Raw genomic sequence first — 24,198 nt, forward strand, 5'->3', positions numbered from 1 at the left:
GTCGCGGCGAGCCCGGACGGGCGGGTGGCCGCGTCGGCCGGCGGCGACGGCGCGGTCCGGCTGTGGGACACCACCGACCCGCACCGGCCGGCCGAGCGCGCGACGATCACCGCCCACGCGGACAAGGTGTGGACGGCGGCGTTCAGCCCGGCGGGCCGGGTGCTGGCCACCGCCGGCGAGGACCGGGTGGTGCGGCTGTGGGACGTGCGCGACCCGGCGCACCCCGTCGAGGTCGCCGCGCTGCCCGGCCACGCCACGGCGGTCGTGTCGCTGGCGTTCTCCGCCGACGGGTCCGTGCTGGCCTCCGCCAGTTCCGACCACACCGTGCGGCTGTGGGACCCGGTCGGGCGGCAGCTCGGCGTGCTCACCGGGCACACCGACGTGGTGACCACCGCGTCGTTCAGCCGGGAGGGGCGGGTGCTGGCCACGTCGAGCTGGGACCGCACGACCCGGCTGTGGGACGTGGCCGACCCGGCGCGGCCGGTGGAGCTGGCGGTGGTCACGCACCCCGGCCGGCCGTGGCACGTCGCGCACGGGCCGGGCGGTGCGCTGGCCGTGGTGGGCGACGACCGCAAGGTGCACCTGTTCGACGCCACCGCCCCGCGTTCACCGGTCAAGGTCGCTTCGCTGCCCGCCGACAACGCGCACGCCGTGGCGTTCGGCCCGGGGCTGCTGGCCACCGCGCACCTGGACCGGACCGTGCGGCTGTGGGAGCTCACCGGTCCCCACCCCCGCGAGCTGGCCGTGCTGCGCGGGCACACCGGACCCGTGGTGACGGTCGCGTTCACCCCGGACGGCCGCACGCTGCTCTCCGCCGGGTTCGACCGCACGGTCCGGCTGTGGGACGTCCCCGGTCCCGTGCTGGGCGGGCACGAGGCGGGCATCGCCGCCGCCGCGTTCGCCCCGGACGGCCGCACGCTGGCCACCGGCAGCGGCAACGGCGTGCTGCGCCTGTGGGACACCACCGACCCGCGCCGGCCGCGCCCGCTGGCCCGGCTGACCCCGACCACGTCGGTGATCAACGCCGTGGCGTTCGACCCGACCGGGACCCTGCTCGCGGTCGCGAGCCTGGACCGGACCGTGCGCCTGTGGGACGTGCGCGGCCGGTCGGAGGTCGCGGTGCTGACCGGGCACGGCGACTCGGCGCAGGCCCTGGCGTTCAGCCCGGACGGCCGGGTGCTGGCGTCCGGCGGCGCCGACCACTCGGTGCGCCTGTGGGACGTCCCCGGCAAGCGCGAACTCGCGGTGCTCACCGGCCCCGCCGACCCCGACAACGTGGAGTCCGTGGCCTACAGCCCCGACGGCCGCCTGCTCGCCGCGGCCACGTCGGGCCGGGCCGTGCGCCTGTGGGACCTGACCGGCGAGCCCCGCGAACTGCCCGCCCTGACCGGTCACACCGACAGCGTGAAGTCCGTGGCGTTCAGCGGGAACCTGATCGCGACCGGCAGCGCCGACCACACCGTCCGCCTGTGGGACGCCGGCGCCCGCGCCCAGCTCGCCGAACTGGCCGCCCACACCGACACCGTCCACTCGGTGGCCTTCAGCGGCCACACCCTGGCCACCGCGAGCGCCGACGGCACCGCCAGGCTGTGGGACGTCACGACCCCGGGCCGGCCCGCCGAACTGGCCGTGCTGACCGGTCACACGGCCCGCAACTACGTGGCGGCGTTCCACGACCACACGCTGGCCACCGCCGGCGAGGACCGCACGGTCCGCCTGTGGGAGACCGACACCGGGCACGCGGCGCGGTGGGTCTGCGCCAACGTGCCCGAGCCGGGCCGGGAGGAGTGGCGGGAGCACTTCGGCGACCTGCCCTTCCGCTCCCCCTGTTGATCAGCCGCGCAGGGTCGTCAGGTAGACCGCGCGCACGGCGAGGGTGCGCTCGACCTCGTCGATGATCGGGGCGAAGAACTGTTGGCGGTGGTCGGCGTCGCTCATCGACGTGATGGCGAAGTACATGCTGCCGAACGCCGCGAACAGGGTCGCGTTGCGCAGCAGGGCCACCGGGATGCCGGGCAGCAGCTTGGAGAACGTCGGCGCGTCGCCGATCCACTGCTCCGCCGTCGCGGGCGTGACCACGATCAGGCCCAGCACCAGGAAGAACGCGAACAGCGCCAGCCCCACCACGGCGGCCTGCACGAGTTGGCGGGTGGCCAGCATCAGCAGCAGGTTGCGGTTCTGGCGGCCGTTGAGCGGGGTGGCGCGCAGGGGTTCGGCGACCTCGACGCCGGCCAGCGGGGTGCCCTGGCAGGCGGCGGCGAGGCGGTCGGGGCGCAGGTCCTGCTCGACGCGGCCGATCTCGTCGCGCAGGCGGGCGGCGGCGGCCAGCACGGTGATCGCGCTGAACAGCAGCACCACCAGGGTCAGCCGGAACCAGCCGAGGTTGTTCATCGCCTGCCACAGCTCGCCGGTGAAGAACAGGAACAGGGTGACGAACAGCATCGCCGGCAACGCCCGTCCCAGCAGCCGCACGCTGTTGCGCAGGTCGTTGACCGCGTGCCGGACCGCGCGGCGCAGCAACGTGCCGAAGCCGTAGGTGGCGGCCAGCGCCGTGGCGGCGAACACGGCGGCGAAGAAGATCACGAACCCCAGCAGCCCCACCGCGCTGCCGCCCGGCGGCGTGATGGTGTCGTCCACGGCCAGTTGCAGCAGCGGAACGGCCAGCGGCATCGCGGCGTACACGGCGAGCACGACCAGCGTGGCGGTCCTGGACAACCGCGGCAGCCGCCGGACGAACAACCGCAACGCGACCCAGGTGGCCAGCGTCGCGAGCAACACGCCGGCCAGCAACGCCCACCGCTGCCCGCCGGCCGACCGCAGCGGCACCAGCCACACCAGGCTCGCCAACGTGACCAGCCCCAGCGCCGGCAACATCCGCGGCAGCACGTGCCGGCGGAACCCGTACCCCTCGATCATCGTCGGCGTGCCGTCCCGCACGAACCAGTTCTCGGCGGCACGGACCCGGCGGGCGCGGACGGTGTTCGACGGCATGGCCGGAATCATTCCATCGTGGACCGACCGCGTGGCTGCGGCTCGGGAACGACCGGCCACAGCACCCGCGTGACCTTTACCTCCGCAGGACCACCTTCAGGACGCGTTCCTTGCTGTTGTTCGGAACGCTGTCCTTGTCGCCCTTGGTGCTCGTGGTCAGCCACAGGTCGCCGTCGCCCGTCGGTTCCACGGTGCGCAGCCGCCCATAGGTGCCGTTGAGGTGCTGTTCGGGCTCGCCGAGCTGGTCGCCGTTGATCGGAACGCGGTACAGACGTGCGCCGCGCAAGCACGCCACATAAAGGACATCCTGGACCACGGCGATGCCGCTGCACGACGCTTCAGAGGTCTTGTAGGTGCGCTTCGGCGGCACGTAGGCCGGGTCGTTGCACGTGCCCGAAGTGCCCTCGCAGCGCGGCCAGCCGTAGTTGCCGCCGCGCACGATGAGGTTGGTCTCGTCCATCACGAAGTTGCCGAACTCCTGCTGCCACAACCGACCCCGCGAGTCGAACGCCAGGCCCTGCGGGTTGCGGTGGCCGTAGCTCCACACCGGGGTGCCGAAGGGGTTGTCGGGCGGGACCGTGCCGTCCGGGGCGATCCGCAGGACCTTGCCGGCCAGGCTGCGCACGTCCTGGGCCGTCTCGCGGCGTTGGGCGTCGCCGGTGGCGATGTAGAGCTTGCCGTCGGGACCGAAGCGCAGCCGGCCGCCGTTGTGGTACTTGCCGCGCGGGATGCCGCTGATCAGCACCTGTGGCGGGCCGTTCAGCGCGCCATCGGTGTAGCGGATGCGCACTACGCGGTTGTCGGTCGCCGTGGTGTGCATGATGTAGAGCCACGGGTCGGCGGCGAAGTCGGCGGCCACGGTGATGCCCAGGACACCGCCCTCGCCCTCGGTGCCGGCCGCGCCCGGCACCGCCCCGACGCTGGCCTTGGCGCCGGTGGCGGGGTCGAGCCGGACGATGTCGAGCAGGTCGCGGCGGCTGTAGAGGACCGCGCCGCCGGGCACCGCGGTCAGGCCCCACGGCAGGTCGTCCTCCGAAGCCACCTCCGTGACCGAGCAGATGGGCTCGGCGCACAGCGGAGCCGCCGCGGCCGGCACCGGCCCGACACCCGCGGCGACGACCGTCACCGCGGTCGTGAGCCTCCTGAACACCGAGCCGGCCTAACGCCGCGCCGGACCGCGCGCAGCGCCGCTCAGCCGGCGGTCGATGGCCGTGGTGTACGCGCGGTGCAGTTCGCGGGCCATGCTCTTGCCGGCGGCGTGGAACAGTTCCCGGTACAGCGCCGGACCCGTGTTGACGTCCACGACCACCGGCCGTCCCTCGTGGCAGATCACGTCGAACCCGACCAGCGGCAGGTCGAACGCGCCCCGTGCCGCCCGCAGCAACTCCCCGTGCGACTCCGGCACCTCCCGGTACCGCACGCTGCCGCCGGCCCGCGCCGGGTCGTAGACCTTCCACGCCGTGTCGCTCCACCGGACGTGGCGGTCCACGTCCTTGCTGAACGCGTAGGCCACCTCGTCGCCGACGAACGTCACGCCCAGCCAGTCCCCCGGGCTGTTGGGGTAGAAGCGCTCCACCAGGAAGCTGCGCCCCGACGACACCTCCGCCACCCCGCGCACCCGCGTTTCGGTCGTCTCGGCGTCGAGGTAGCCGACGATGTCGCGCAACGTGGTGAAGCTGTCGAGGAACGTGACGCCCCAACCGAAACACCCCCGCCGCGGCTTGAGCACCCCGCGCCCCCACTCGGCGAACACCGGCTCGACGGCGTCGAGGTCGCGCGCGCCGACCAGGACGCTGTCGGGAACGGGCACCCCCGCCCCGGCCAGCGCCAGGTACGCCCAGTGCTTGTCGAACGCGGCGGCGATCTCGTCCGGGTCGGGGATGACGACGGTGTCGCGCTTGAGCGTGAGCAACGCGTCCAGGTCGTAGCTGCCGGGTTTGCGCGCGAAGTCGACGTGCCACACGTACACGTCCAGGTCGCTCAGGCACACGTCCCCGCAGTACACCCGTCCGCGCCGGATGAACGACCGCCGGAAGTCCAGCCCGTGCGCGAACTCCAGCCCGTCGGCGGCCTCGAACAGCCGCATCAGCTCGCGGTGCTCGTCCGGCGCGACGACCCCGCCGTCCGCGCCGGCGACCGGCAGGAACGTCCCGACCCTCACCACCGCTCACCCCCTCACCGGCTCCAGTCTGTCCAGAACGGACCGACCCGGCCGGGTCGTCACCCGAAAGAGGACGCGGGTTACACCGGTTCGGGTTCCGGCGGCGGCACGGGCTGGGCTTGCGGAGGCGCGTATCCCACGCACGGCCGGCCGTCCTGGACGCCGCCGGGCTGGTCGCGGGCAGCCGGTCCGGGCGCGGGGTGTGGAACCAGCCGCGGGTCACGCGCCCGGTCGGCTCCCCGCGTCGACCGGGCGCCGGTGGGCGGCGCGCTTGCGCAGCGCGTTGACCGCCGCGAGGACCAGGCCCAGCCCGAGCAGCACCGAGCCGCGCACCCACGTCCCCGGCTCGACCCGGGTCACCAGCAGCAGGCACGAGCCGATGCCCAGCACCGGCACCACCGTCGGCACCCGGAAGTGGTCGCCGTCGCCCGGGTCGCGGCGCAGCACCAGCACGGCCGCGTTCACCGCGAGGAACACCACGAGCAGCAGCAGGACCAGCGTGGTCGCCAGGGTCTCCACCTCGCCGGTCAACGCCAGGACCAGGGACGCGCCGGACGTGGTCAGCGCCGCGACCCACGGCGTGCGGCGGACCGGCAGGACGCGGCCCAGCGGGGCGGGCAACAGGCCGTCGCGGGCCATGCCGTAGGCCAGGCGGGAGGACATGATGCCGGTCAGCAGCGCGCCGTTGGCCACCGCGACCAGCGCGACCAGGCTGAACAGCCACTCCGGCACGCCGCCCGCCACCCGGACCACCTCCAGCAGCGGCCCGCTGGAGGAGGCCAGCCGGTCGGTCGGCACGGAGGCGCTGGTCACCAGCCCGATCAGCAGGTAGACGACACCGACCGTGGCCAGCGCGCCGAACAGCGCCCGCGGGTAGGACCGGCGCGGGTCGCGCACCTCTTCGGCGAGGTTGACCGAGGTCTCGAAGCCGACGAACGAGTAGTAGGCGAGCACCGTCCCGGCCAGGACCGCGCTGAACACGCCCTGCCCGGTGTCCAGCTGCGCCAGCCGGGCCGGGTCGGCGTCACCGCGCAGCACGACCCACGCGCCCAGCACGATCACCACGACCAGCCCGCCGAGTTCGACGCAGGTGGCGACGGCGTTGGCGCGCAACGACTCCTTGATCCCCCGGATGTTCAACGCCGCCAGCGCGGCCAGGAACACCACGACCACCAGGACCGTCGGCACGGACACCAGCGCTCCCAGGTAGTCCCCGGCGAACGCCCGCGCCAGCGCGCCCACCGACACGATCCCGGCGGCGAGCATGCAGAACCCGACCAACGAGCCCGCGGCGTCCCCGAACGCCCGCGTCGCGTAGTGCGCCGACCCGCCCGCACGCGGGTACTTGGTGGCCAGCTCGGCGTAGGACCCGGCGGTGAGCGCGGCCAACGCGAGCGCGGTCAACAGGGGCGCCCACACCGCGCCGCCCACGGCCCCGGCGATCGAGCCGACCAGCACGTACACCCCCGCCCCGAGGATGTCCCCGAGCACGAAGAAGTACAACAACCGCCCACTGACCGCCCGCCTCAGCACCTCCGCCATGCCCGCTGCGGTACCCCGAACCCCCACCCCCGAACCCCGCTGTGACCAGCACGACCACCCGCTGACGTCGCCCGATCGGGGGCAAAGCGCCCCGGTCCGCCAGGTACCGGTGAGAAGCTGCCCACCGAGGGGGATGCACATGAGACGTCTGCTCACCGCCCTGGCCGCCGCCTGTCTCGCCGGCACGGCCCTGGTCGCCACCGCGGGACCCGCCGCCGCGGCCGTCACGTTCCCGGCCCGCGAGGTCAAGGCCCCGCCCGGCGGCACGCAGAGCGTCATCGAACTGGGCTCCGTGCCCCTGACCATGACCGCCACGCAGACCGCGTACGTCCACTCGACGTTGCGCGTGAACAACGCGTCGTCCCGGACGTTGATCGACAACGAGGTCCGCTGCACCGGCCCGAACGGCTGGAAGAAGAACGTCGTCATGGGCCAGAACGTGCTCGCGGCGACCCCGGACAACCCGGCGAACCTCAAGGACATCAACGTCACCACGAGGTTCCTGGTGCACCCGGGCGCGGCCGGCACGGTCACCTGCACCACCTACCTGCGCACCGCCAGTCTCGCCGCGACCAGCTCGCCGGTGCAGCTGGTCGGCGGGTCGATGCGCTTCGCCGACGCGAGCGTGGCCAACACGACGACCGGGGTCCCGATCCAGGCCGATGACGGCGACGACGTGTCGCGGGGCCGGGTCATCGCGCTGAACTCCACGGCGACGCCGGTCCGCGAACCGTCCATGCCGCTGTTCGACACGGCCCCGGTCACGGGCCTGAGCGTGTTCGGCGACATGGAGCTGATGGCCTGCTACCCCGAACCCGCCGGCTACGACTGCCCGAGCAACTCCGTCGACGTCCGGGTGACCCTGTTCGTCAACCAGTGGAAGCGCGACGGCACCCTGTGCAAGACCGACAGCACCACGGTCTCCACCACGGTCCGCCGCGACGTGCACCACCAGGTGGTCCCGCTGAACCTGCTCTTCCCGGCGGCCACGGGCGGTGACTGCGTCCCGCGGTTCAACTTCTACGTGAAGACGGACTGGCTGAGGGGCTCGACCGCGGCGGTCCAGATGGCGGCCGGCGGCCTGACCGACACCACCGGCTCGACCACGACCCACGCGGCCGTGATGAGCCACGCCTTCGCCGTGGCGTACTGACCCAATCCCACCTCGAAGGTCCGCGACCTCCCGCGGGCCTTCGAGGTGTGCGCCCGGGACGGGGCGGACGAACAGATCGGCTCCGACGAACAGATCGGCTCCGCGGCGGCCGGCTCCCCGATCGGGCGGTCGGGTTCACCGGGCAGTGGGAATTCGGTTGGCCCTGTGGCAGCAGGTCCAACGGCACCGTCTACTGGGGGCCAGGTGTCCTGAGGAGGAACGATGTTCAAGCGCATGCTTCTGGTCCCCGCCGTCGCGCTGGCCTTGGCCGGGGTGGTCGCTCCGCACGCCGGGGCGGCGGCCCGGGATTACGGCGACTGCATGGACATCGCCGTGGGCGAGAACGACGCCGATCCGTGGATCGCCGACGACGCGTGCAGCTCCAAGGAACTCACCACCTGCTACCGCATCTTCCGCGACGAGTACGGCCGGCAGCAGTGGGCGCTCGACGCCTGCAAGGCGCGCAACTCCTGAAGGACCGTCAGATCAAACCGCGTTGGCGCGCGACGACGACAGCGTCGCGGCGCTGGCTCACGCCCAGCTTGCGGTAGATGCCGCGCAAGTGCGTCTTCACCGTGTTGACCGACACGTACATGGAGTCCGCGATCTCCTCCGCCGTCCGCATCGACGGCAACTCCACCAGCAACGCCCGCTCCCGCGTGGTCAGGGCTTCGGGTTGGCCGGTGGAGGCGGTGGGGACCGTGGTCATCACCGCGGTGGCGAAGCGGTCCAGGCGGCCGAAGCGGCCGGCGCCCCGTGCCAGCAGGTCGCGGACGGGTTTGCCCGCGTTGAAGAACGGTCGCAGCGCGTGCAAGGGTTCCGCTGCGGCCAGCGCTTTGCGTAGCGCGTCGTGGGCCTGTTGCGGGTTCCCGTCCCGGGCCAGCAGCGCCACCTCCAGGACCCAGGCGTCCACCAGGGTTCCGGGCACCACCGCGGCCGACTCCCCGCGCAGCACGGGTTCCAGGCACTTGCGGGCCTGCGCGGCGCGGCCCCGGTGGGCCAGCAGCACGGCCTGGACCAGCGCGTGCTCGGCGGACTCGCCGGTCAGCGACTCCACGTACGCCGCCAGGTCGGCCGCCCACTGCTCCTCCCCCACCCGCAACGCCATGCGCTGCGCCGTCGGCACGACCTCGGCCACCAGGTGCGGCGACACCTGCCGGTCGGTGAAACCCCGCCACCGCTTCCACAGCGTGGACACCACCGCGTGCGGGTCGTCGGCGCGTTCGAACGACGTCGTCGCGCGCACCGCCGCCACCGCCAGGGCCACGGTCCGGTCCGCCGCCTCCGGCAACGCCGCGACCGCCCGGCCGGCCATCGCGCGGGCCGTGGCGTCGTCCAGGCGGCGGTGGGCGTCGGCGGCCAGGACGGTGTGCACCACCGCGCTCGCCGGGCGTTCCTCCCAGCCGTGCGCGGAGATCACGTCGAACGCGCGGTCGGCGTGGTGGGCCACGGCCTGGGGGTCGCCGTTGAGCGCCGACGCGACCGTCAAGTGCGCCAGGCACTCCAGCGCGGCGTGGTCGAACCCGCCGCGCACGGCCGCGTCCAACGCGTGCCGGAGGTCCTCCTCGGCCTCGGTCAGGCGACCGGTCCACAGTTCGGCGACGCCGCGCTCGCGGCGCGACAGCACGTCGAGGGCGTCGTTGCCGGTGCGGCCCGCCGGTGTCGCGGCCAGGGCGGTCAACGCCGGGGCCAGGTCGCCGTGGAACCGGGCGCGCTGCAGGCGGACGGCGGCGTGCAGCGCGCGCATCCGGTCGGAGGTGAGCGCGCCGTCGGCGATGTGCCCGAGCAGCCAGTCCACGGCGGCCAGGTCGCCCGCGTCCACCGCCGCCGCCGCGCCGACCAGGGCGGCCGGGGTCCGCCCGACCAGGGTCTGGGGCGCGGCGGTGAGCAGTTCGTGCAGGCGCGGCCCGTGGCCGCTCAGGACCTCGGCCAGGCCGTCGCGGCCGACGACGTCCGCGGTCAGGTCGGGGCGTTCCCCGTGCACGGCGTGTTCCAGGGCGTCCAACGGCCGGCCGTGGTCGCGGTGCCAGGTCGCCGCCGCGTGGTGCAGGCGGGCGCGGTCGCGGGGGCGGACGCGGTCCAGTTCGGCGGACAGGTGGTCGCGCAGCAACGGGTGGCACCGGAACCGCACACCGTCCTCTGTGGACACCAGCGCGTGCCGGCGGGCCAGCTCCTGGAGCAGGCGGCCGGCTTCGGGCTCCTCGGCGACGGCGGCGGCGAGGTCGGCGGAGACCTCCGCGCACACGCTGGTCGCCACCAGCAGCGAGCGGGCGCGGTCGCCGTGCGGGGCCAGCACCTCCTCGGCGAGGTAGTCGGCGACCGCGGGCAGCGCGCCGGTGAACTCCGTCGGTGGCACGGACCCGGTCAGCGCCAGTGCCGCCAGCCGCAGCCCGGCGGTCCAGCCGTCGGTGACGCGCAGGACGTGGTCCACGTCCCGCGCGTCGAGTCTGAGCTCGTGGTGGGCCAGCAGGTGCTCGGTCTCCTCGCGGGTGAACGCGAGGTCCCGCTCCCCCACCACGCGCAGCCTGCCCTCCAGCAGCAGCCGGGACAGCCGCAGCGGCGGCACGTGCCGGCCCGCCAGCAGCAGCCGCAACGGCTCGGGCGTGTGCCGCACGAGCAGCTCCAGGCCGCGCAACGCGGTCCGGTCGTGCAGCAGGTGCACGTCGTCGACCACCAGGCGCACCGGGGCGGCGAGGTGGTCCAGCGCGGCGATCAGCAGCGCCGGGAAGTCCGGTCCGGACGGCGGCGGCAGGTCGGGCGCGTCGCCGCCGAGGGCCTCGGTCAGCGCCTCGCGCACCGCCGACCACAGGTAGGGGGCGGTGTTGTCGTGCGGGTCCAGGGTCACCCAGGCCACGCGCCCGGTCGCGGGGCGGCGCGCCCACATCGCGAGCGCCGTGGTCTTGCCCGCGCCCGCCGGTCCGGTCACGACGGTGACCGGTGGCGCGGCGGAGGTCGCCGCGGTGTGGGCGTCCAGCAGCGCGGTGAGCCGGTGCCGGTGCACCATGGGCGCCTCGGCGAGCGGGACGCGCAGTTTGGGCGGCGCCACCGGGTGGTCGGCGCCTTCTGTGTCTTGCCGCTCCGCCATCTCGTCGCCTCTCTGCTCTGCCTGCGTGCCGGTTGATCGGGTGCGGCGGGTGCTGACGATCATCGGCGGTGTGGTCACGGGGCTTCCTCACCCTCGGCGGGTGACGCTTGATCCGTTCTGGCACAACGGTTGCCCGAGATAGGCGAACGGAGCCGCCGGCGCGGCGCGATCGCCCGCCCGGCGGCGTCCGAACGGGTCTGCGCTGTGACGGTGATCACGCCACTGTGGCCGGTCGGGTCGTGGCCGGCGTGCCCCGCGCGGACGACGAGGTCGCGGCCAGGCGCAGGCCGGCCGCCGTGCCTCCGGTCAGCCGCACCAGGTCGGCGAGGTCCGGCGAGGACAGCGCGACGCCGTGCGCCGTCAACAGTTGCCGCGCCTCGTCCTCGGTGAACGCGAGGTCGGCCGCGCCGATCTCGCGCAACCGGCCGTGCGCGCGCAGCCACGGCCGCAGCGGCGAGGGCGTGCGTCCGGCGAGGACCAGACGCAGCGACGGGTGCCGGGCCAGGGCCGCGAGCAGCCGCGCCGACGGGCGTCCGGCGAGGACGTCCACACCGTCCAGTGCCAGGCACAGCGCGGGGCCGCCGCGGCGCGGCCGGGGCACCAGCCACACCAGCGGCGACCCGCCCGCGCCGGCCACGGCGTCGTGCACGGCCCGGCTGAACGCGGCGGGCTCGCCGTGCGCCGGCGTGAGCGGGACGACGGCGACCGGCGAGGCGTCCCCGGCCACCCGGTCGGCGCACCGCGCGGCCCAACTGGTCAGCAGCGCGGTCTTGCCCGCGCCGGCCGGGGCCCGCACCAGGGTGACCCGGCCGTCGTCGCGGTCGAGCGCGGCGAACAGCCGTTCCCGCGCGAGCAGTCCGGTCACGGGCACGACGGCACCGCCGGGACCGACGGCTCGGCCAGGGCGGCGGCCAGCCGCAGCACGGTGCGCGGCACGGCGGCCAGCAGCACCGCCGCCGCGACCACCGCGCCGCCCGCGCCGCACGGCAGCCGACCCGCGTGCCGCTGCGCGACCAGCGGCACCAGGGCGATCAGGACGCAGAGCAGGACCAGTCGACGCCGGCCCCCGGACGCACGTGCCACGCGGTCACCCCCGGTCAGGCGTCGGCGAACATCTCGCGCAGGGAGCGCTCCTGCTCCGGCGAGAGGTTGGTGAACAGCAGTTCCGGCGTGCTCGGCCCGGCGAAGGCGTCGCGGACCTTGTCCAGCACCGCCCCGGAGGTCAGGACGAACAGCGCGGACGTGCCCGGGACGACCCGGTCGCGCACCTCGCGCAGCAGGTCGTCGTCGATCCCGACGTCCACCAGCTTGCCGCCGGCCGCGCCCGCCGCCGCGCCGACCGCCGCCCCGAGGAACGGGACCAGGAACAGCAGGCCGAACAGCAGCCCCCAGAACGCGCCGGTCAGCGCGCCGCGCCCGACCAGGTCGTGCAACTGGCGGATCTTGGGCTTCTTGCGGTCGTGCGGCCAGGTGACGACGGCGGCGTCGTGCACCGCGACGAGCCGGCTCTTGGCCAGCGACTCCAGCGTGCGGGCGGCGTGGTCGGCGCCCTCGGCGGTGTCGAACTTCCAGATGGTCAGCGTTGCCATGTCAGCTCTCCGATCTCCGGTCCCAACGCCGCTCCGGCGCGGGTGAGCACGTCCGCCGCCGCGCGCAGGCGGGCGACGACGCGGTCGTGGTGGCCGTCCAGCTCGGCGGCCCGTTGCCGGGCGCGGGCGACGACCCGGTCCGCCCGTTGCCGGGCGGCGGTGTCGTGGGCGGCCAGGGCCGCCAGTGCTTCCGCGCGGCGCGCGGACATCGCCAGTTCGAAGTCCTCGCGCACGCGGGCGGCGCGGTCGGCCAGTTCGCGCCGCCGTCGTTCGGCCTCGGCGGTGACGGCGTCCACCTCCGACCAGGCCCGCTCGGCGGCGGCCCGGGCTCGCCCGACGATCGCGTCCGCCTCCGCGTGCGCCAGCCGCACGACGTGCCAGGCGCGCTCCTCGGCGCCGTCGCGGTCCAGCGGGGTCCGGCACACCCGGTCCAGCCGGGCCCACAGCCGGCGGTTCTCCCGCCGCTGGGCCTCCAGCCGGTCGGCGAGCAGGTCGGCGCGGCGCAGCGCCGCGTCCCGGTCGGCGGTCAGCAGCCGCACGTCGGCCTCGGCCTCGTCCACGTACCGCCGCACCTGGTCGCGGCGGTACCCCGGCCACGCCACGTCGAACGCGATCCGCAGCGGCACCAGCTCGCCGGTCACGAGGGCACCACCGCCAGCGGGTAGCGGCACAGCGCGCCGACGCCCGCGGGCAGCGCGCCGGGCCGCAGCACCCGCACCGGCACCCCGCCCAGCAGCGCCGACCGCACGGCCACGTCCACCGCCGGCCCCGACCGCCACGCGACGTGGGGCCGGTCGAGCACCTGGCGGGCCGACGCGCCGAACCAGCCGGTGGTCGGGTCGGCGACCGCCCGGTCCACCAGCAGCTCCCGCACCCGGCCGCGGGCCAGGGCCGCGAGCGTCGGGCCGACGCCCCGCACGACGTGACCGGGGACCGCGGACCGCTCGTCGAACTCGGCCACGCTGCGCGCCGCCCACAGCCGCGCCGTGGACCGCGCCACCTCCGCCAGCCGGTCCGGTCCCGGTTCGCGCACCCGCCGCACGGTCACGTCCGGCCCGAACTCCGCCCGCAACGCCTCGGCCAGCCGTTCCCCGCCGTGGACCACGACCAGCCGCGCGCCGCACCGGTCCACCGCGTCCCGGCACGCCGCGACCGTCGCCCGCGGCCGGCACCACACCGACTCGCGCCCGGACGCCGCCAGCCCGCCGGGCACCGACGCCACCTCGACGCTCGCGTGCCGCGCGTCCACCACGACGCACGCGGGGCGTTCCTGCGCCCACGCCACCAGCGGCAACACCCGCGCCGGCGCGCCGTACCGGGCGGTGTCGGGACCACGCCGGCCCGGCATCGGGTACACCGCCGGCACGTGGCCGCCGTCGGCGAACACCGCGACCGGCGTGTCCGGCTCGTCCGGCACGGCGACCAGGAAGTCCACGACGGTGGCCTCGTCCGCGCCGGCCGCGCGCAACGCGTCGACCAGGGCGGCGGCGCGGTCGCCCCACGGCGCGTCCGACTGTCCTGTGTAGACGGAGGCGACCGGGTGCAGCGGGCGGACCACGTCGGCGAGCCGGTGCGGTCCGAGCAGAACGGGTGTGCGCACGGGAGTTGCTCCTCACGGGAGGGGTGTGGGGGTCCGGTGGCGCCGGACCGACGCGCGCGGCGCGACGACCCGCGCCCCGACCGCGGGCCGTCCGCCGCGCGTTCCGCGACGACCGGACCGGCGCCACCGGTGCGGCGGGGACCGAGACCGCGAAGCCCCCCGAGGCCCGCGCCGCCCCACCAGCGTCACGACGGCGACCCCGCCGGGGCGACACCCGTGGCGGGTGAACGCGCACGCCGTCCCACCCGACGCGGGTGAGCCGCCGGCGTCGGCCCCGGTGCGACCGTCACGGCGGACCGGGCGCGACCGTGCCCGGCGACCGGGACCGCGGGTGGGCGGAGGCGTGCCGCCGCTTCACCCGGAGAGGGTGAATATGCGGCGTGGAGGAGGGGTGGCGCCGTTGGCGCTCGCGCAGTTCGTCGCGAGCTTCGCCGCCACCACCATGACGGTGTCCATCAGCGCCATCGCGGACGGGTTGGCCATGCCGGTCTCCGGCGTCCAGGCCACGATCACGCTGTTCACGCTGGTCATGGCGGCGTTGATGGTGCCCGGCGGGAAGTTGACCGACGTGTGGGGGCGCAAGCGGTGCTTCATCGCGGGGCTCGCCGTGTACGGGACGGGGGCGCTGGTGGCGGCGCTCGCGCCCGGACCGTGGGTGCTGTTGCTGGGCTACTCGGTGCTGGAGGGGGTGGGGTCGGCGCTGATGATCCCGCCGGTCTACGTCCTGGTGACGGTGCTGTTCGGCGAGGTGGCCGACCGGGCGCGGGCGTTCGCGGTGGTCAGCGCGGCCGGCGGGGTGGGCGCGGCGGCGGGGCCCTTGCTGGGCGGGCTGCTGACCAGCGCGTTCGGGTGGCGCACGGCGTTCCTGTTCCAGGCGGCCGTGGTGGCGGCGATCCTGGTGGCGGCCCGGGGGCTGCGCGATCCGGGACCTCCCGCCGCGCGCCGGGACGGGCCGCCGGCGCGGTTCGACGTGCCGGGCGCGGTCCTCTCGGGCACGGGGTTGTTCCTGGTGGTGCTGGGCGTGTTGCGGTCGGGGTGGGTGCTCGTCGGGCTCGGGGTGCTGGTGTTGGGCGCGTTCGGGTGGCACATCACGCGCCGCCGCGACCCGCTGTGCCCGCCGGAGCTGTTCCGCGACGCCGGGACCGTGCTCGGACTGGCCACGCAGGTGGTGCAGTGGCTGGTGCTGCAGGGCGCCTTCATCGTCCTGTCGGTGTACGCGCAACGCGTGCGGGGGCTGGACGCGGTGGGCAGCGGGCTCGCCCTGGCGCCGGCCACCGCCGGGGTGCTCGTCGCCGCGGCCGTCGCCGACCGCCTGGCCCGCCGCCTGCCGCTGCGCCGGGTCGTGCGGGTCGGGTTCGCGGTGACGGTCGCCGGGGTGGCGCTCCTGGTGGCGCCGGTGCGGCACGACTCGGGGTTCGCGGCGTTCCTGCCCGGCCTGCTCCTGCTCGGGGTCGGGGTGGGCACGATGCTGACCGCGTCGGTGACGCTGGTGCAGTCGGCGTGGCCGGGCCCGGCGCAGGGCGCGGTGTCCGGGGTGTCGCGGGCGGTGTCCAACCTCGGGTCGTCGTTGGGCACGGCGCTGGCCGGGGCGGCGGTGGCGGCCACCACCGCCGGCCCCTACGCCTCGGCGCTGGCGGTGTTCGGCGGGCTGGCGGTGGTGGGGTTCGGCCTGGCGCTGTTGCTGCCGCGTCAGCCGTCCTGACCGGAGATGCGGCGGCGGCGTTCCTCCACGGCCCGGACGACCAGCCGGGCCACGCCGCCGACCAGCACCACGCCCCCGCACATCTGGACGGTCACGGCGAGCCGGGCCGCGCCCGTGACCGGCGCGATGTCGCCGAACCCGACCGTGGCGAACACGGTGACGGCGAAGTAGGCCGCGTCCAGCCGGTCCAACGGCTCGCTGAACGCCCCGGCGTCCACGGTGGACAGCGCGTGGTAGGCGTTGGCGAACACCAGCACGAACAGCACCGCCAGCACGACCAGCGCGCGGACGCCCCGCCGCACGGGGTGGCGGGACCGGCCGATCGCCCGCAACTGCCACAGCAGCGCCAGCGCCACGACCGCCAGGCCCGCCACCACCGCCCCGGTCACGGGAACCGGGCCCCCGCCGCGGTGAGCCGGTCCAGCGCCGGCTCGTCCAGGGCGTCGCGGGTGAGCAGCACCAGCACCGACGAGCCGCGCGTGACGTGCCGCCGGCCGGCGCGGACGGCGTCGTCGGACAGCCCCGCCCGGGTCAGGCACGCGGCCAGCAGCCCGACCACCGACCCGACCACCGCGCCGAGCACGGGGGCGAGCAGCGGCAGGCCCGCCACCAGGCCCCAGAACGCGCCGGCGAGCACCGCGTCGCCCACCACCCGGCCGGGCCGGCGCACCTCGGGCAGGGCCTGGTCGGGCAGCCACGACACGACCGCCGCGTCCTGCAGCGCGTGGTGCCGGTCGTGCAGCAGTTCCAGGGCGTTCTCCGCGCCGTCCGGCGCGGGGAACCACCACGTCGTCACCACGGCCACGCCGCCGCACCACCCTCCAGCGCCCGGTCCAGCGCGACCGCGGCCTCCACCAGGGCCAGGTGCGTGAACGCCTGCGGGAAGTTGCCCAGGTGCGCCCCCTCCGGGCCCAACTCCTCCGCGTACAGGCCGACCTCGCCCGCGTGCGTCAACGCCTTCTCGAACACCAGCCGCGCCTTGGCCGTGCGGCCGGAGCGGGCCAGCGCGGACACGTAGTCGAACGTGCACAGCGAGAACGTGCCCTCGACGCCGTCGAGCCCGTCCGGCGAGGCGACCGGGTCGTAGCGCAACACCTGGTCGTCGAGCACGAGGTCGCGCTCGACGGCGTCCAACGTGGACAGCCAGCCCGGGTCGTGCGGCGCGACGAACCCGACCCGGGCCAGCCGCAGCACCGACGCGTCGAGCACGTCGGAGTCGTAGCGCTGCGCGAACGCCCGCCGACCCGGGTGCCAGCCGTGCCGCCACACCTGCTCGTGGATCGCGTCCCGGGCCGCGCGCCACCGCTCGACCGGCGCGGGCAGCCCCTGCTCGGCCGCGATGCGCAGCCCGCGGTCGAACGCGACCCAGCTCATCACCCGGCTGTAGACGTGGTCGTGCCGGCCGCCGCGGGTCTCCCAGATGCCCTCGTCGGGCTGGTCCCAGTTGCCCGCCAGCCAGTCCAGGACCCCCGACAGCGCCCGCCAGCCGCGCCGCCCGACGCGCAGGCCGTGCCCGTGCGCCCGGTGCAGGGCGTCGAGCAGTTCGCCGTGGATGTCGAGCTGGAGCTGGTCGCCGGCGGCGTTGCCGACGCGGACCGGGCCCGAGCCGCGGTAGCCGGTGAAGTGGTCCAGCACCCGCTCGGGGACGTGCGGCGAGCCGTCCACCCGGTAGAGCACCTTCAGCGGGCCGTCGCCTTGCTCGTACCGGTCGGCCAGCCAGCGCGCGAAGGCCGCCGCCTCCTCGGTGAACCCCAGTTCCAGCAGGGACGACACGGCGAAGGACGCGTCACGCACCCACGTGTAGCGGTAGTCCCAGTTGCGCTCGCCGCCGACGCGTTCGGGCAGCGCGGCCGTGGGGGCGGCCACCATCGCGCCCGTGGGGGCGTAGGTGAGCAGCTTCAGCGTGATCGCCGACCGGTTCACCGCCTCGCGCCAGCGGCCCCGGTAGGTCGACCGGGCGAGCCAGCCCTGCCAGAACGCGACCGTCCGCGCGAACTCCTCCTCCACCTCGGCGACCCGCACCGAGCGCGGCGGGCCGCCCGGGTTGGTCTCCAGCACGATCCCCCGCACCTGGCCCTCCGCGAGCGTGAGGACGCCGTGCAGGTCGTGGTCGGCGCGCAGGTCGGTCAGGCGCGGGTCGCCGGGTTCGCGGACGGTGTGCAGCACCAGCGTGGTGTCGAGGTTCTCGAAGACCGCGCCGTCGTCGGTGAGCACGGTCTTGTGCGGGCCGGTGCCGTACTCGAAGCGCGGCACCACCTCCAGCGCGAAGTCCACCTTGCCGCGCACGCACCGGGCCATGCGCACGAGCTTGCGCCGGTTGGTCGCGGTCGGACCGGCGGGCGGCATGAAGTCCACCACCTCGCCCACGCCGGTCGGGGTGGTGAAGCGGGTGATCAGCGCGGCGGTGTCGGGGAAGTAGAGCTGGCGGCCGGGCCGCCGGTCGCCCGCCGGGCCGATCCGGCAGTGCCCGCCGCGCTCGCGGTCGAGCAGGGCGGCGAACACGCTCGGCGAGTCGAACCGGGGGACGCACCACCAGTCCACGGTGCCGTCCGCCGCGACCAGGGCCGCCGTCTGGAGGTCGCCGACCAGGCCGTGGCCCTCGATCGGCGGGAAGTCGTGCTCTTGTTCGGTCATGCGGACGACGCTGTCCGCCCGCCGGCGCTCCGGCCTCACCCGGCACGGGCGAAGATCCACGCCGCCTCCCGCCGGCACGGTGCGGCTCGACGGAAGGAGGGCCGATGGCGGACCAGGTGGTGCGGGGCGGCTCGACCGGCGCGGCGGGCGGCTCGACCGGCACGACGGCGGGAGACGCGGCGGGCGACCCACCCGGGTCGGGGGTCGGCGTGCCGCGCGGGTTGGCGTTGTTGTCGGGGTGCGCGTCGGTGGTGGTCGTGGTGGCGGGGGTGCGGGCCGCCGCTTGGCTGGTCACGCCCGCGCTGCTGGCGTTGGTGGTGGTGATCGCGGTCGGTCCGGTGCGGGCGGCCCTGCGCCGCCGGGGCGTGCCGCGGTGGGTGGAGACGACCGGGACGGTGGCCGTGGTCTACGGCGTGGTCGTCCTGTGCGGACTGGTCGTGGCGGTGTCGGCGGCCGAGTTGGGCGGGATGCTGCCCGACTACGTCGAGCGCGGGCGGGAGTTGCTCGCGCGCGGCTCGGACGTGCTCGACCGGGTGGCCGGTGAGCCGGGGCGGGTGCGGGCGTGGGTCGAGTCGCTGGACACCGCACGGGTGCTGACCGGGCTGGGCGCGCTGCTGGGCGACGTGGCCGGGCTGGCGACCAACCTGGTGTTCCTGCTGGCGCTGCTGTTCTTCCTCAGCGTCGACGGGGTGGAGGCGCGGCTGGCGGAGCTGTCCGCCGACCGGCCCCGGCTGGGCGAGTCGCTGCGCCGGTTCGCCCACCGCACCCGCCGCTACCTCGTCGTCACCACGGTGTTCGGGCTGGCGATCGCCGCCGTGGACACGGTGGCGCTGTGGGCGTTGGGCGTGGGTCCGGCGCTGTTGTGGGGGCTGTTGTCGTTCGTCACCAACTACATCCCGAACATCGGGTTCCTGCTCGGTCTCGCGCCGCCGGCCGTGCTGGCGCTGCTGGAGCACGGCGGCCGGCGGGCGTTGCTGGTGGTCGTGGTGTACGTGGTCGTGAACTTCGTCGGGCAGTCGCTGGTGCAGCCCCGGTTCGCGGGTGGCGCGGTCGGGTTGTCCACGACGGCGGCGTTCGTGGCGCTGGTGTTCTGGGGCTGGGTGCTGGGTCCGCTGGGGATGGTGCTGGCCGTCCCGGCGACCCTGCTGGTCTCCGCGGTGCTCGTGGACGTCGATCCGCGTGCCCGGTGGGTGACCGCGTTGGTGCGTTCCGCCCGTGACGGGTGAGGAAATCCGGCCCCGCGGCCACGAGCGTGGTCGGCGTGATCCACCAACCGGAGGGAACCGACATGGCAGAGCAGACGTGGCCCAGCCGGCCGAGGGCGAGCGCGTGGACCGGCTGGATCGGCTTCGCGGCCATCATGATGATCGTCATCGGGTCGTTCAACGTCATCGAGGGCGTGGTCGCGCTGTTCGACGACGAGTACTACGTGGTCGGGCCGGACAACGTCCTGGTGCTCGACCTCACCGGCTGGGGCTGGGCGCACCTGGTCATCGGGGTGCTGATCGCGCTCGCCGGGGCCGCGCTGCTGACCGGCGCGGCGTGGGCGCGGGTGGTCGCGGTGGTGTTCGCGGCGCTCAACGCCGTGGTACAGCTGGGTTTCGTGTCCGTGCAGCCGGTGTGGTCGACCATCGTGATCGCGCTGTGCGTGGTCGTGGTGTGGGCGGTCGTGGTGCACGGCGACGAAGTGGGCGGCGCCCGGTGACCGGCGCGGAGCGGCAGCGGCTGGAGGAGGCCGAGGCGGGCGTGCCGTGGCGGCGCTGGGGTCCCTACCTGGCCGACCGGCAGTGGGGCACGGTGCGGGAGGCCCGGTTCGGCGGGGACGCGTGGTCGTCGTTCACCCACGACCAGGCCCGTTACCGCGCCTACCGGTGGGGCGAGGACGGGTTGGCGGGCGTCAGCGACGACAAGCAGCGGCTGTGCCTGGCGCTCGCGCTGTGGAACGGCGTGGACCCGATCCTCAAGGAGCGCCTGTTCGGCCTGACCAACGCCGAGGGCAACCACGGCGAGGACGTGAAGGAGTGCTACTTCCACCTCGACGCCACGCCGACCGCGTCCTACCTGAAGATGCTCTACAAGTACCCGCAACGGGAGTTCCCGTACGCGGACCTGGTGTCGGTCAACGCCGCGCGCGGCCGGCACGACCCGGAGTACGAACTCCTGGACACGGGGATCTTCGACGACCACCGGTACTTCGACGTCGTCGTGGAGTACGCCAAGGCGGGCCCGGAGGACGTGCTGATGCTCGTCACCGCGCACAACCGCGGGCCGGAGCCGGCGCGCCTGCACGTGCTGCCCACGCTGTGGTTCCGGCACACCTGGTCGTGGGCGGGCGGTGCCGAGCGGCCCACGCTGGTCGACGCCGGCGGCTCGCTGCGCGCGGACGGCGCGGGCCTGGGCGCGCGGCGGCTGTCGGTGGACCCGCCGGCGTCGTTCCTGGTGACCGGCAACGAGACCGACGACGAACGGGTCTTCGGCTCGCCCAACGCGTCCCCGTTCGTCAAGGACGGCATCGAGCGGGCGGTCGTGCGCGGTGACATGACCGCGGTGGACCCGGGCGGTGTCGGCACGAAGGCGGCGGCGGTGTGCGTGCTGGACCTCCCGGCGGGCGGCAGCGGCACCGTCCGGGTCCGGCTGGCCGACCGGCCGGCCGGGTTCGCCGACTTCGACGCCGTGTTCGCGGCCCGCCGCGCCGAGGCCGACGAGTTCTACGCCGACGTGCTGGCCGGCGACCTGAGCGACGACGAGCGGGTGGTGGCGCGGCGGGCGTTGGCCGGGATGCTGTGGTCGCAGCAGTACTACGAGTTCGACGTGGAGCGGTGGCTGACCGAGCGCGGCGAGGACCCGTTGGGCCCGCCGACCACCCCGAACCACCTGTGGCGCCACCTGGTCGCCCGGGACGTCATCGCCATGCCCGACGGCTGGGAGTACCCGTGGTTCGCGGCGTGGGACCTGGCCTTCCACGCGGTGGCGCTGGCCGTGGTGGACCCGGCGCTGGCCAAGCGGCAGTTGGAGTTGTTGTTGGAGCGCCGCTACCAGCACCCGACCGGGCAGGTCCCGGCCTACGAGTGGAACTTCGGTGACGTCAACCCGCCGCTGCACGCGTGGGCGGCGCTGTTCGTGCACGACCACGAGAAGGCCGTGCGGGGCCGGGGCGACCGCGCGTTCCTCGCTCGGGTGTTCCCCAAGCTCCTGCGCGACTTCGACTGGTGGCTCAACCGCAAGGACCCCGGCGGGCGCAACGTGTTCCAGGGCGGGTTCCTCGGGCTGGACAACATCGGCGTGTTCGACCGCAGCGCCCCGCTGCCCACCGGCGGGCACCTCGACCAGTCCGACGGCACCGCGTGGATGGCGCTGGCCTGCCAGAGCCTGGTCCGGATCGCGCTGGAGCTGGCCGCCGACGACCCGGTGCACCTGGAGCAGGCGCAGGCGTTGCTGGAGAACTTCGCCTGGATCGCCGCCGCCGCGCGGCACGTCGAGCTGTGGCACGAGGAGGACGGGTTCTTCTACGACGTGCTGCGCCGCCCCGACGGCAGTTCGGTGCCGCTGGAGGTGCGTTCGGCGGTCGGGCTGGTGCCGCTGGCGGCGGCGACGGTGGTGGACGGCTCGGTGCGGCAGCGGTTCCCCGGGCTGGTGCGGGGCGCGGCGGAGTTCCTGGACCGGCACCCGGCGGTGACCGCCGCGCTGTGGCGGCACGGCGAGCAGGCGCACGGGACCGGTCCGGTGCTGTTCGCCCTGTTCGACGAGCAGCGGTTGCGGCGGATCCTCGCGCGGATGCTCGACGAGGAGGAGTTCCTGAGCCCGTACGGCATCCGGTCGCTGTCCAAGTGGCACCGCGACCACCCGTACGTGTTCACCGTGGACGGCCGGGAGCTGCGGGTGTCCTACCTGCCGGCCGAGTCCGACAGCCGGATGTTCGGCGGCAACTCCAACTGGCGCGGGCCGGTGTGGTTCCCGGTCAACGTCATGCTGGTGCGCGGGCTGCTGAACCTGCACGAGCACTTCGGGGACACGTTCAAGGTCGAGTGCCCGACCGGGTCGGGCCGGTGGGCGACGCTGCGCGAGGTGGCCGAGGAGATCTCCGACCGGCTGGTGCGGCTGTTCCTGCCCACCGCGGCCGGGCGGCCCGCGCACGGCGGCCGGGAGCTGCTGCGCGACGACCCGCACTGGCGGGACCTGGTGCTGTTCCACGAGTACTTCGACGGCGACACCGGGGCCGGGCTGGGGGCGAGCCACCAGACCGGGTGGACCGGCACGGTGGCGTTGCTGCCGCTGCTGTTCCGCGGGGCGGTGCGGCGATGAGCCCGCAGCCGGTCGTGCACGAGGTGAACACCGCGCTGTGGCTGGCCGACCTGGGCCGCGCTCTCGGGCGGCCGGTGACGTTGGGCGAGGTGCCCGACGAGGCGTGGGACGCCGTCGCGCGGCCGGGTGTGGACGCGGTGTGGTTGATGGGCGTGTGGGAGCGCAGCACGACCGGGTTGGCGCTGGTGGACATCGACACGCGGCGTTCGTTCCGGCGGGCGCTGCCCGACCTGCGACCGGAGGACGTGATCGGGTCGCCGTACTGCGTGCGCCGCTACGAGGTGGACGAGCGGTTCGGCGGGCGGGACGGGTTGGCGCGAGCACGTGCCGCCCTGGCCCGCCGGGGTGCGCTGCTGGTGCTGGACCACGTGCCCAACCACGTCGCGCCGGACCACCCCTGGGCGTCGTCGCCGGAGCTGGTGGTGCCCGGCGACCGTGCGGAGGACCCGGCGGCCTGGGCGGTCGTGGCGGACCACGCCGTGGCCCGGGGTCGGGACCCGTACTTCCCGCCGTGGCCGGACGTCGTGCAGCTGGACGCCTTCTCCCCCGCGCTGCGCGAGGCGACCGTGGAGGTGTTGTCCGACATCGCCGACCAGTGCGACGGGATCCGCTGCGACATGGCGATGCTGCCCACCAACGAGGTGTTCGCCCGCACCTGGCGGGGCCGCACCGGCCCGCCGCCGGAGGACGACTTCTGGCCGACCGTGCTGGCGGGTCTGCGCGCCCGGCACCCGGACGTGCTGATGATCGCCGAGGCGTACTGGGACATGGAGTGGACGTTGCAGCAACAGGGTTTCGACCTGTGCTACGACAAGCGCCTCTACGACCGCCTGACGGGGTTGGACGTCGCCGGCGTCCGCGCCCACCTGCGGGCGGACGTGGCCTACCAGTCGCGGCTGGTCCGGTTCCTGGAGAACCACGACGAGCCGCGGGTGGCGTCCCGGCTGCCGCGCGCGGCCGTCCCGGCGGCGGCGGTCGTCCTGGCCACCCTGCCCGGCGCGACCCTGTGGCACGAGGGCCAGTTCGAGGGCCGGCGCGTCCGCCCGCCGGTGTTCCTGACCCGTGCCCCGGACGAGCCCGCCGACCCGGCCCTGGCGGCGTTCCACCACCGGCTGCTGGCGGCCGCGCCGGGCGTGCGGACGGGGAGGTGGCAGCTCCTGGAGGCCGCGGGCTGGCCGGACAACCGGACCTGCGAGAACCTCCTGACCTGGTCGTGGACCGCGCCGGGGACGAGCCACGTGGTGGTCGTGAACTTCTCGCCGGTCACGTCCCAGGGTCGGGTGCGGCTGGACTGCGCTCCCGGCCCCACGCGGCTCACGGACGTGTTGAGGACGGAGACGTTCCACCGCGACGGGGGCGAGCTGTCTGCCGAGGGCCTCTTCGTGGAGCTGCCGCCGTGGAGCCACCACGTGCTGGAGGTGACCGCCGCCTGACGGGTG

At 75.0% G+C, this 24,198-nt stretch carries 21 protein-coding genes; 8 read left to right on the forward strand and 13 right to left on the reverse strand.

Annotated features, from left to right (window positions below):
* On the forward strand, nucleotides 1-1,833 hold a 1,833-nt coding region (locus AB0A74_RS32845; protein ID WP_358255635.1), incomplete at its 5' end, for a WD40 repeat domain-containing protein.
* Here the strand turns inward: AB0A74_RS32845 and AB0A74_RS32850 are convergent.
* From AB0A74_RS32850 to AB0A74_RS32865, 4 genes are all read right to left on the reverse strand, one after another.
* The gene (locus tag AB0A74_RS32850; RefSeq protein ID WP_358255637.1) at nucleotides 1,834-2,991 is read right to left on the reverse strand and encodes a hypothetical protein; all 1,158 of its coding nucleotides are present in this window, start codon (nucleotides 2,989-2,991) and stop codon (nucleotides 1,834-1,836) included. It abuts the gene before it with no gap.
* A gap of 76 nt (nucleotides 2,992-3,067) precedes the next feature.
* On the reverse strand, nucleotides 3,068-4,141 hold the full coding sequence (locus AB0A74_RS32855) for a PQQ-dependent sugar dehydrogenase (protein WP_358255639.1): 1,074 nt from the start codon (nucleotides 4,139-4,141) through the stop codon (nucleotides 3,068-3,070).
* Between the two features lie 9 nt (nucleotides 4,142-4,150).
* Nucleotides 4,151-5,152, reverse strand: coding sequence for a hypothetical protein (locus AB0A74_RS32860; RefSeq protein ID WP_358255641.1), 1,002 nt, complete (start codon nucleotides 5,150-5,152; stop codon nucleotides 4,151-4,153).
* 219 nt (nucleotides 5,153-5,371) lie between these two features.
* Entirely contained in the window at nucleotides 5,372-6,694 is a 1,323-nt protein-coding gene (locus tag AB0A74_RS32865) for an APC family permease (protein ID WP_358255642.1), read from the reverse strand.
* A gap of 139 nt (nucleotides 6,695-6,833) precedes the next feature.
* Here AB0A74_RS32865 and AB0A74_RS32870 point away from each other — a divergent pair, with 139 nt between their 5' ends.
* Entirely contained in the window at nucleotides 6,834-7,847 is a 1,014-nt protein-coding gene (locus tag AB0A74_RS32870; protein WP_358255644.1) for a hypothetical protein, read from the forward strand.
* A gap of 222 nt (nucleotides 7,848-8,069) precedes the next feature.
* Nucleotides 8,070-8,321: a hypothetical protein gene (locus AB0A74_RS32875; RefSeq protein ID WP_358255646.1), complete on the forward strand. Its 252-nt coding sequence runs from the start codon at nucleotides 8,070-8,072 to the stop codon at nucleotides 8,319-8,321.
* A gap of 7 nt (nucleotides 8,322-8,328) precedes the next feature.
* Here AB0A74_RS32875 and AB0A74_RS32880 read toward each other — a convergent pair whose 3' ends face one another.
* From AB0A74_RS32880 to AB0A74_RS32905, 6 genes are all read right to left on the reverse strand, one after another.
* Complete coding sequence (locus tag AB0A74_RS32880) at nucleotides 8,329-10,932, reverse strand: LuxR C-terminal-related transcriptional regulator (RefSeq protein ID WP_358255648.1); 2,604 nt, start codon at nucleotides 10,930-10,932, stop codon at nucleotides 8,329-8,331.
* Between the two features lie 214 nt (nucleotides 10,933-11,146).
* Nucleotides 11,147-11,797: a hypothetical protein gene (locus AB0A74_RS32885; protein ID WP_358255649.1), complete on the reverse strand. Its 651-nt coding sequence runs from the start codon at nucleotides 11,795-11,797 to the stop codon at nucleotides 11,147-11,149.
* On the reverse strand, nucleotides 11,794-12,015 hold the full coding sequence (locus tag AB0A74_RS32890; RefSeq protein WP_358255651.1) for a hypothetical protein: 222 nt from the start codon (nucleotides 12,013-12,015) through the stop codon (nucleotides 11,794-11,796). Before AB0A74_RS32890 ends, AB0A74_RS32885 begins: the two co-directional genes overlap by 4 nt.
* Before the next feature lie 14 nt (nucleotides 12,016-12,029).
* Entirely contained in the window at nucleotides 12,030-12,521 is a 492-nt protein-coding gene (locus AB0A74_RS32895; RefSeq protein ID WP_358255653.1) for a DUF1269 domain-containing protein, read from the reverse strand.
* Entirely contained in the window at nucleotides 12,509-13,162 is a 654-nt protein-coding gene (locus AB0A74_RS32900) for a M protein (RefSeq protein ID WP_358255655.1), read from the reverse strand. The genes AB0A74_RS32895 and AB0A74_RS32900 overlap by 13 nt, the downstream gene beginning before the upstream one ends.
* A complete protein-coding gene (locus tag AB0A74_RS32905) occupies nucleotides 13,159-14,121 on the reverse strand; it encodes a hypothetical protein (RefSeq protein WP_358255657.1) in 963 nt (320 codons plus the stop codon). The genes AB0A74_RS32900 and AB0A74_RS32905 overlap by 4 nt, the downstream gene beginning before the upstream one ends.
* 391 nt (nucleotides 14,122-14,512) lie before the next feature.
* Here AB0A74_RS32905 and AB0A74_RS32910 point away from each other — a divergent pair, with 391 nt between their 5' ends.
* Entirely contained in the window at nucleotides 14,513-15,823 is a 1,311-nt protein-coding gene (locus AB0A74_RS32910; RefSeq protein WP_358255659.1) for an MFS transporter, read from the forward strand.
* On the opposite strand, the gene AB0A74_RS32915 is transcribed toward AB0A74_RS32910, so the two are convergent.
* The 3 genes from AB0A74_RS32915 to AB0A74_RS32925 are packed head-to-tail and all read right to left on the reverse strand — an operon-like array spanning nucleotide 15,811 to nucleotide 18,457.
* Nucleotides 15,811-16,212, reverse strand: a complete 402-nt coding sequence (locus AB0A74_RS32915; protein WP_358255661.1) for a potassium channel family protein — start codon at nucleotides 16,210-16,212, stop codon at nucleotides 15,811-15,813. The genes AB0A74_RS32910 and AB0A74_RS32915 overlap by 13 nt on opposite strands.
* Nucleotides 16,209-16,628 (reverse strand): DUF1269 domain-containing protein, encoded by a 420-nt coding sequence (locus AB0A74_RS32920; RefSeq protein WP_358255663.1) that lies wholly within the window; start codon nucleotides 16,626-16,628, stop codon nucleotides 16,209-16,211. Before AB0A74_RS32920 ends, AB0A74_RS32915 begins: the two co-directional genes overlap by 4 nt.
* Nucleotides 16,616-18,457, reverse strand: a complete 1,842-nt coding sequence (locus tag AB0A74_RS32925) for a glycoside hydrolase family 15 protein (protein WP_358255665.1) — start codon at nucleotides 18,455-18,457, stop codon at nucleotides 16,616-16,618. Before AB0A74_RS32925 ends, AB0A74_RS32920 begins: the two co-directional genes overlap by 13 nt.
* A gap of 104 nt (nucleotides 18,458-18,561) precedes the next feature.
* Here AB0A74_RS32925 and AB0A74_RS32930 point away from each other — a divergent pair, with 104 nt between their 5' ends.
* From AB0A74_RS32930 to AB0A74_RS32945, 4 genes are all read left to right on the forward strand, one after another.
* Nucleotides 18,562-19,683, forward strand: a complete 1,122-nt coding sequence (locus tag AB0A74_RS32930) for an AI-2E family transporter (protein WP_358255667.1) — start codon at nucleotides 18,562-18,564, stop codon at nucleotides 19,681-19,683.
* Nucleotides 19,684-19,745: 62 nt separating this feature from the next.
* Nucleotides 19,746-20,162 carry a hypothetical protein gene (locus AB0A74_RS32935; protein WP_358255668.1) on the forward strand — a complete coding sequence of 139 codons (417 nt, stop codon included), beginning with the start codon at nucleotides 19,746-19,748 and terminating at the stop codon, nucleotides 20,160-20,162.
* Nucleotides 20,159-22,759, forward strand: a complete 2,601-nt coding sequence (locus AB0A74_RS32940; RefSeq protein WP_358255670.1) for a glucosidase — start codon at nucleotides 20,159-20,161, stop codon at nucleotides 22,757-22,759. The genes AB0A74_RS32935 and AB0A74_RS32940 overlap by 4 nt, the downstream gene beginning before the upstream one ends.
* Nucleotides 22,756-24,192, forward strand: coding sequence for an alpha-amylase (locus AB0A74_RS32945; RefSeq protein ID WP_358255671.1), 1,437 nt, complete (start codon nucleotides 22,756-22,758; stop codon nucleotides 24,190-24,192). Before AB0A74_RS32940 ends, AB0A74_RS32945 begins: the two co-directional genes overlap by 4 nt.
* The last annotated feature ends 6 nt before the right edge of the window (nucleotides 24,193-24,198 follow it).

Source organism: Saccharothrix sp. NPDC042600 (genome assembly GCF_040647305.1).
GTDB lineage: Bacteria > Actinomycetota > Actinomycetes > Mycobacteriales > Pseudonocardiaceae > Actinosynnema > Actinosynnema mutabilis.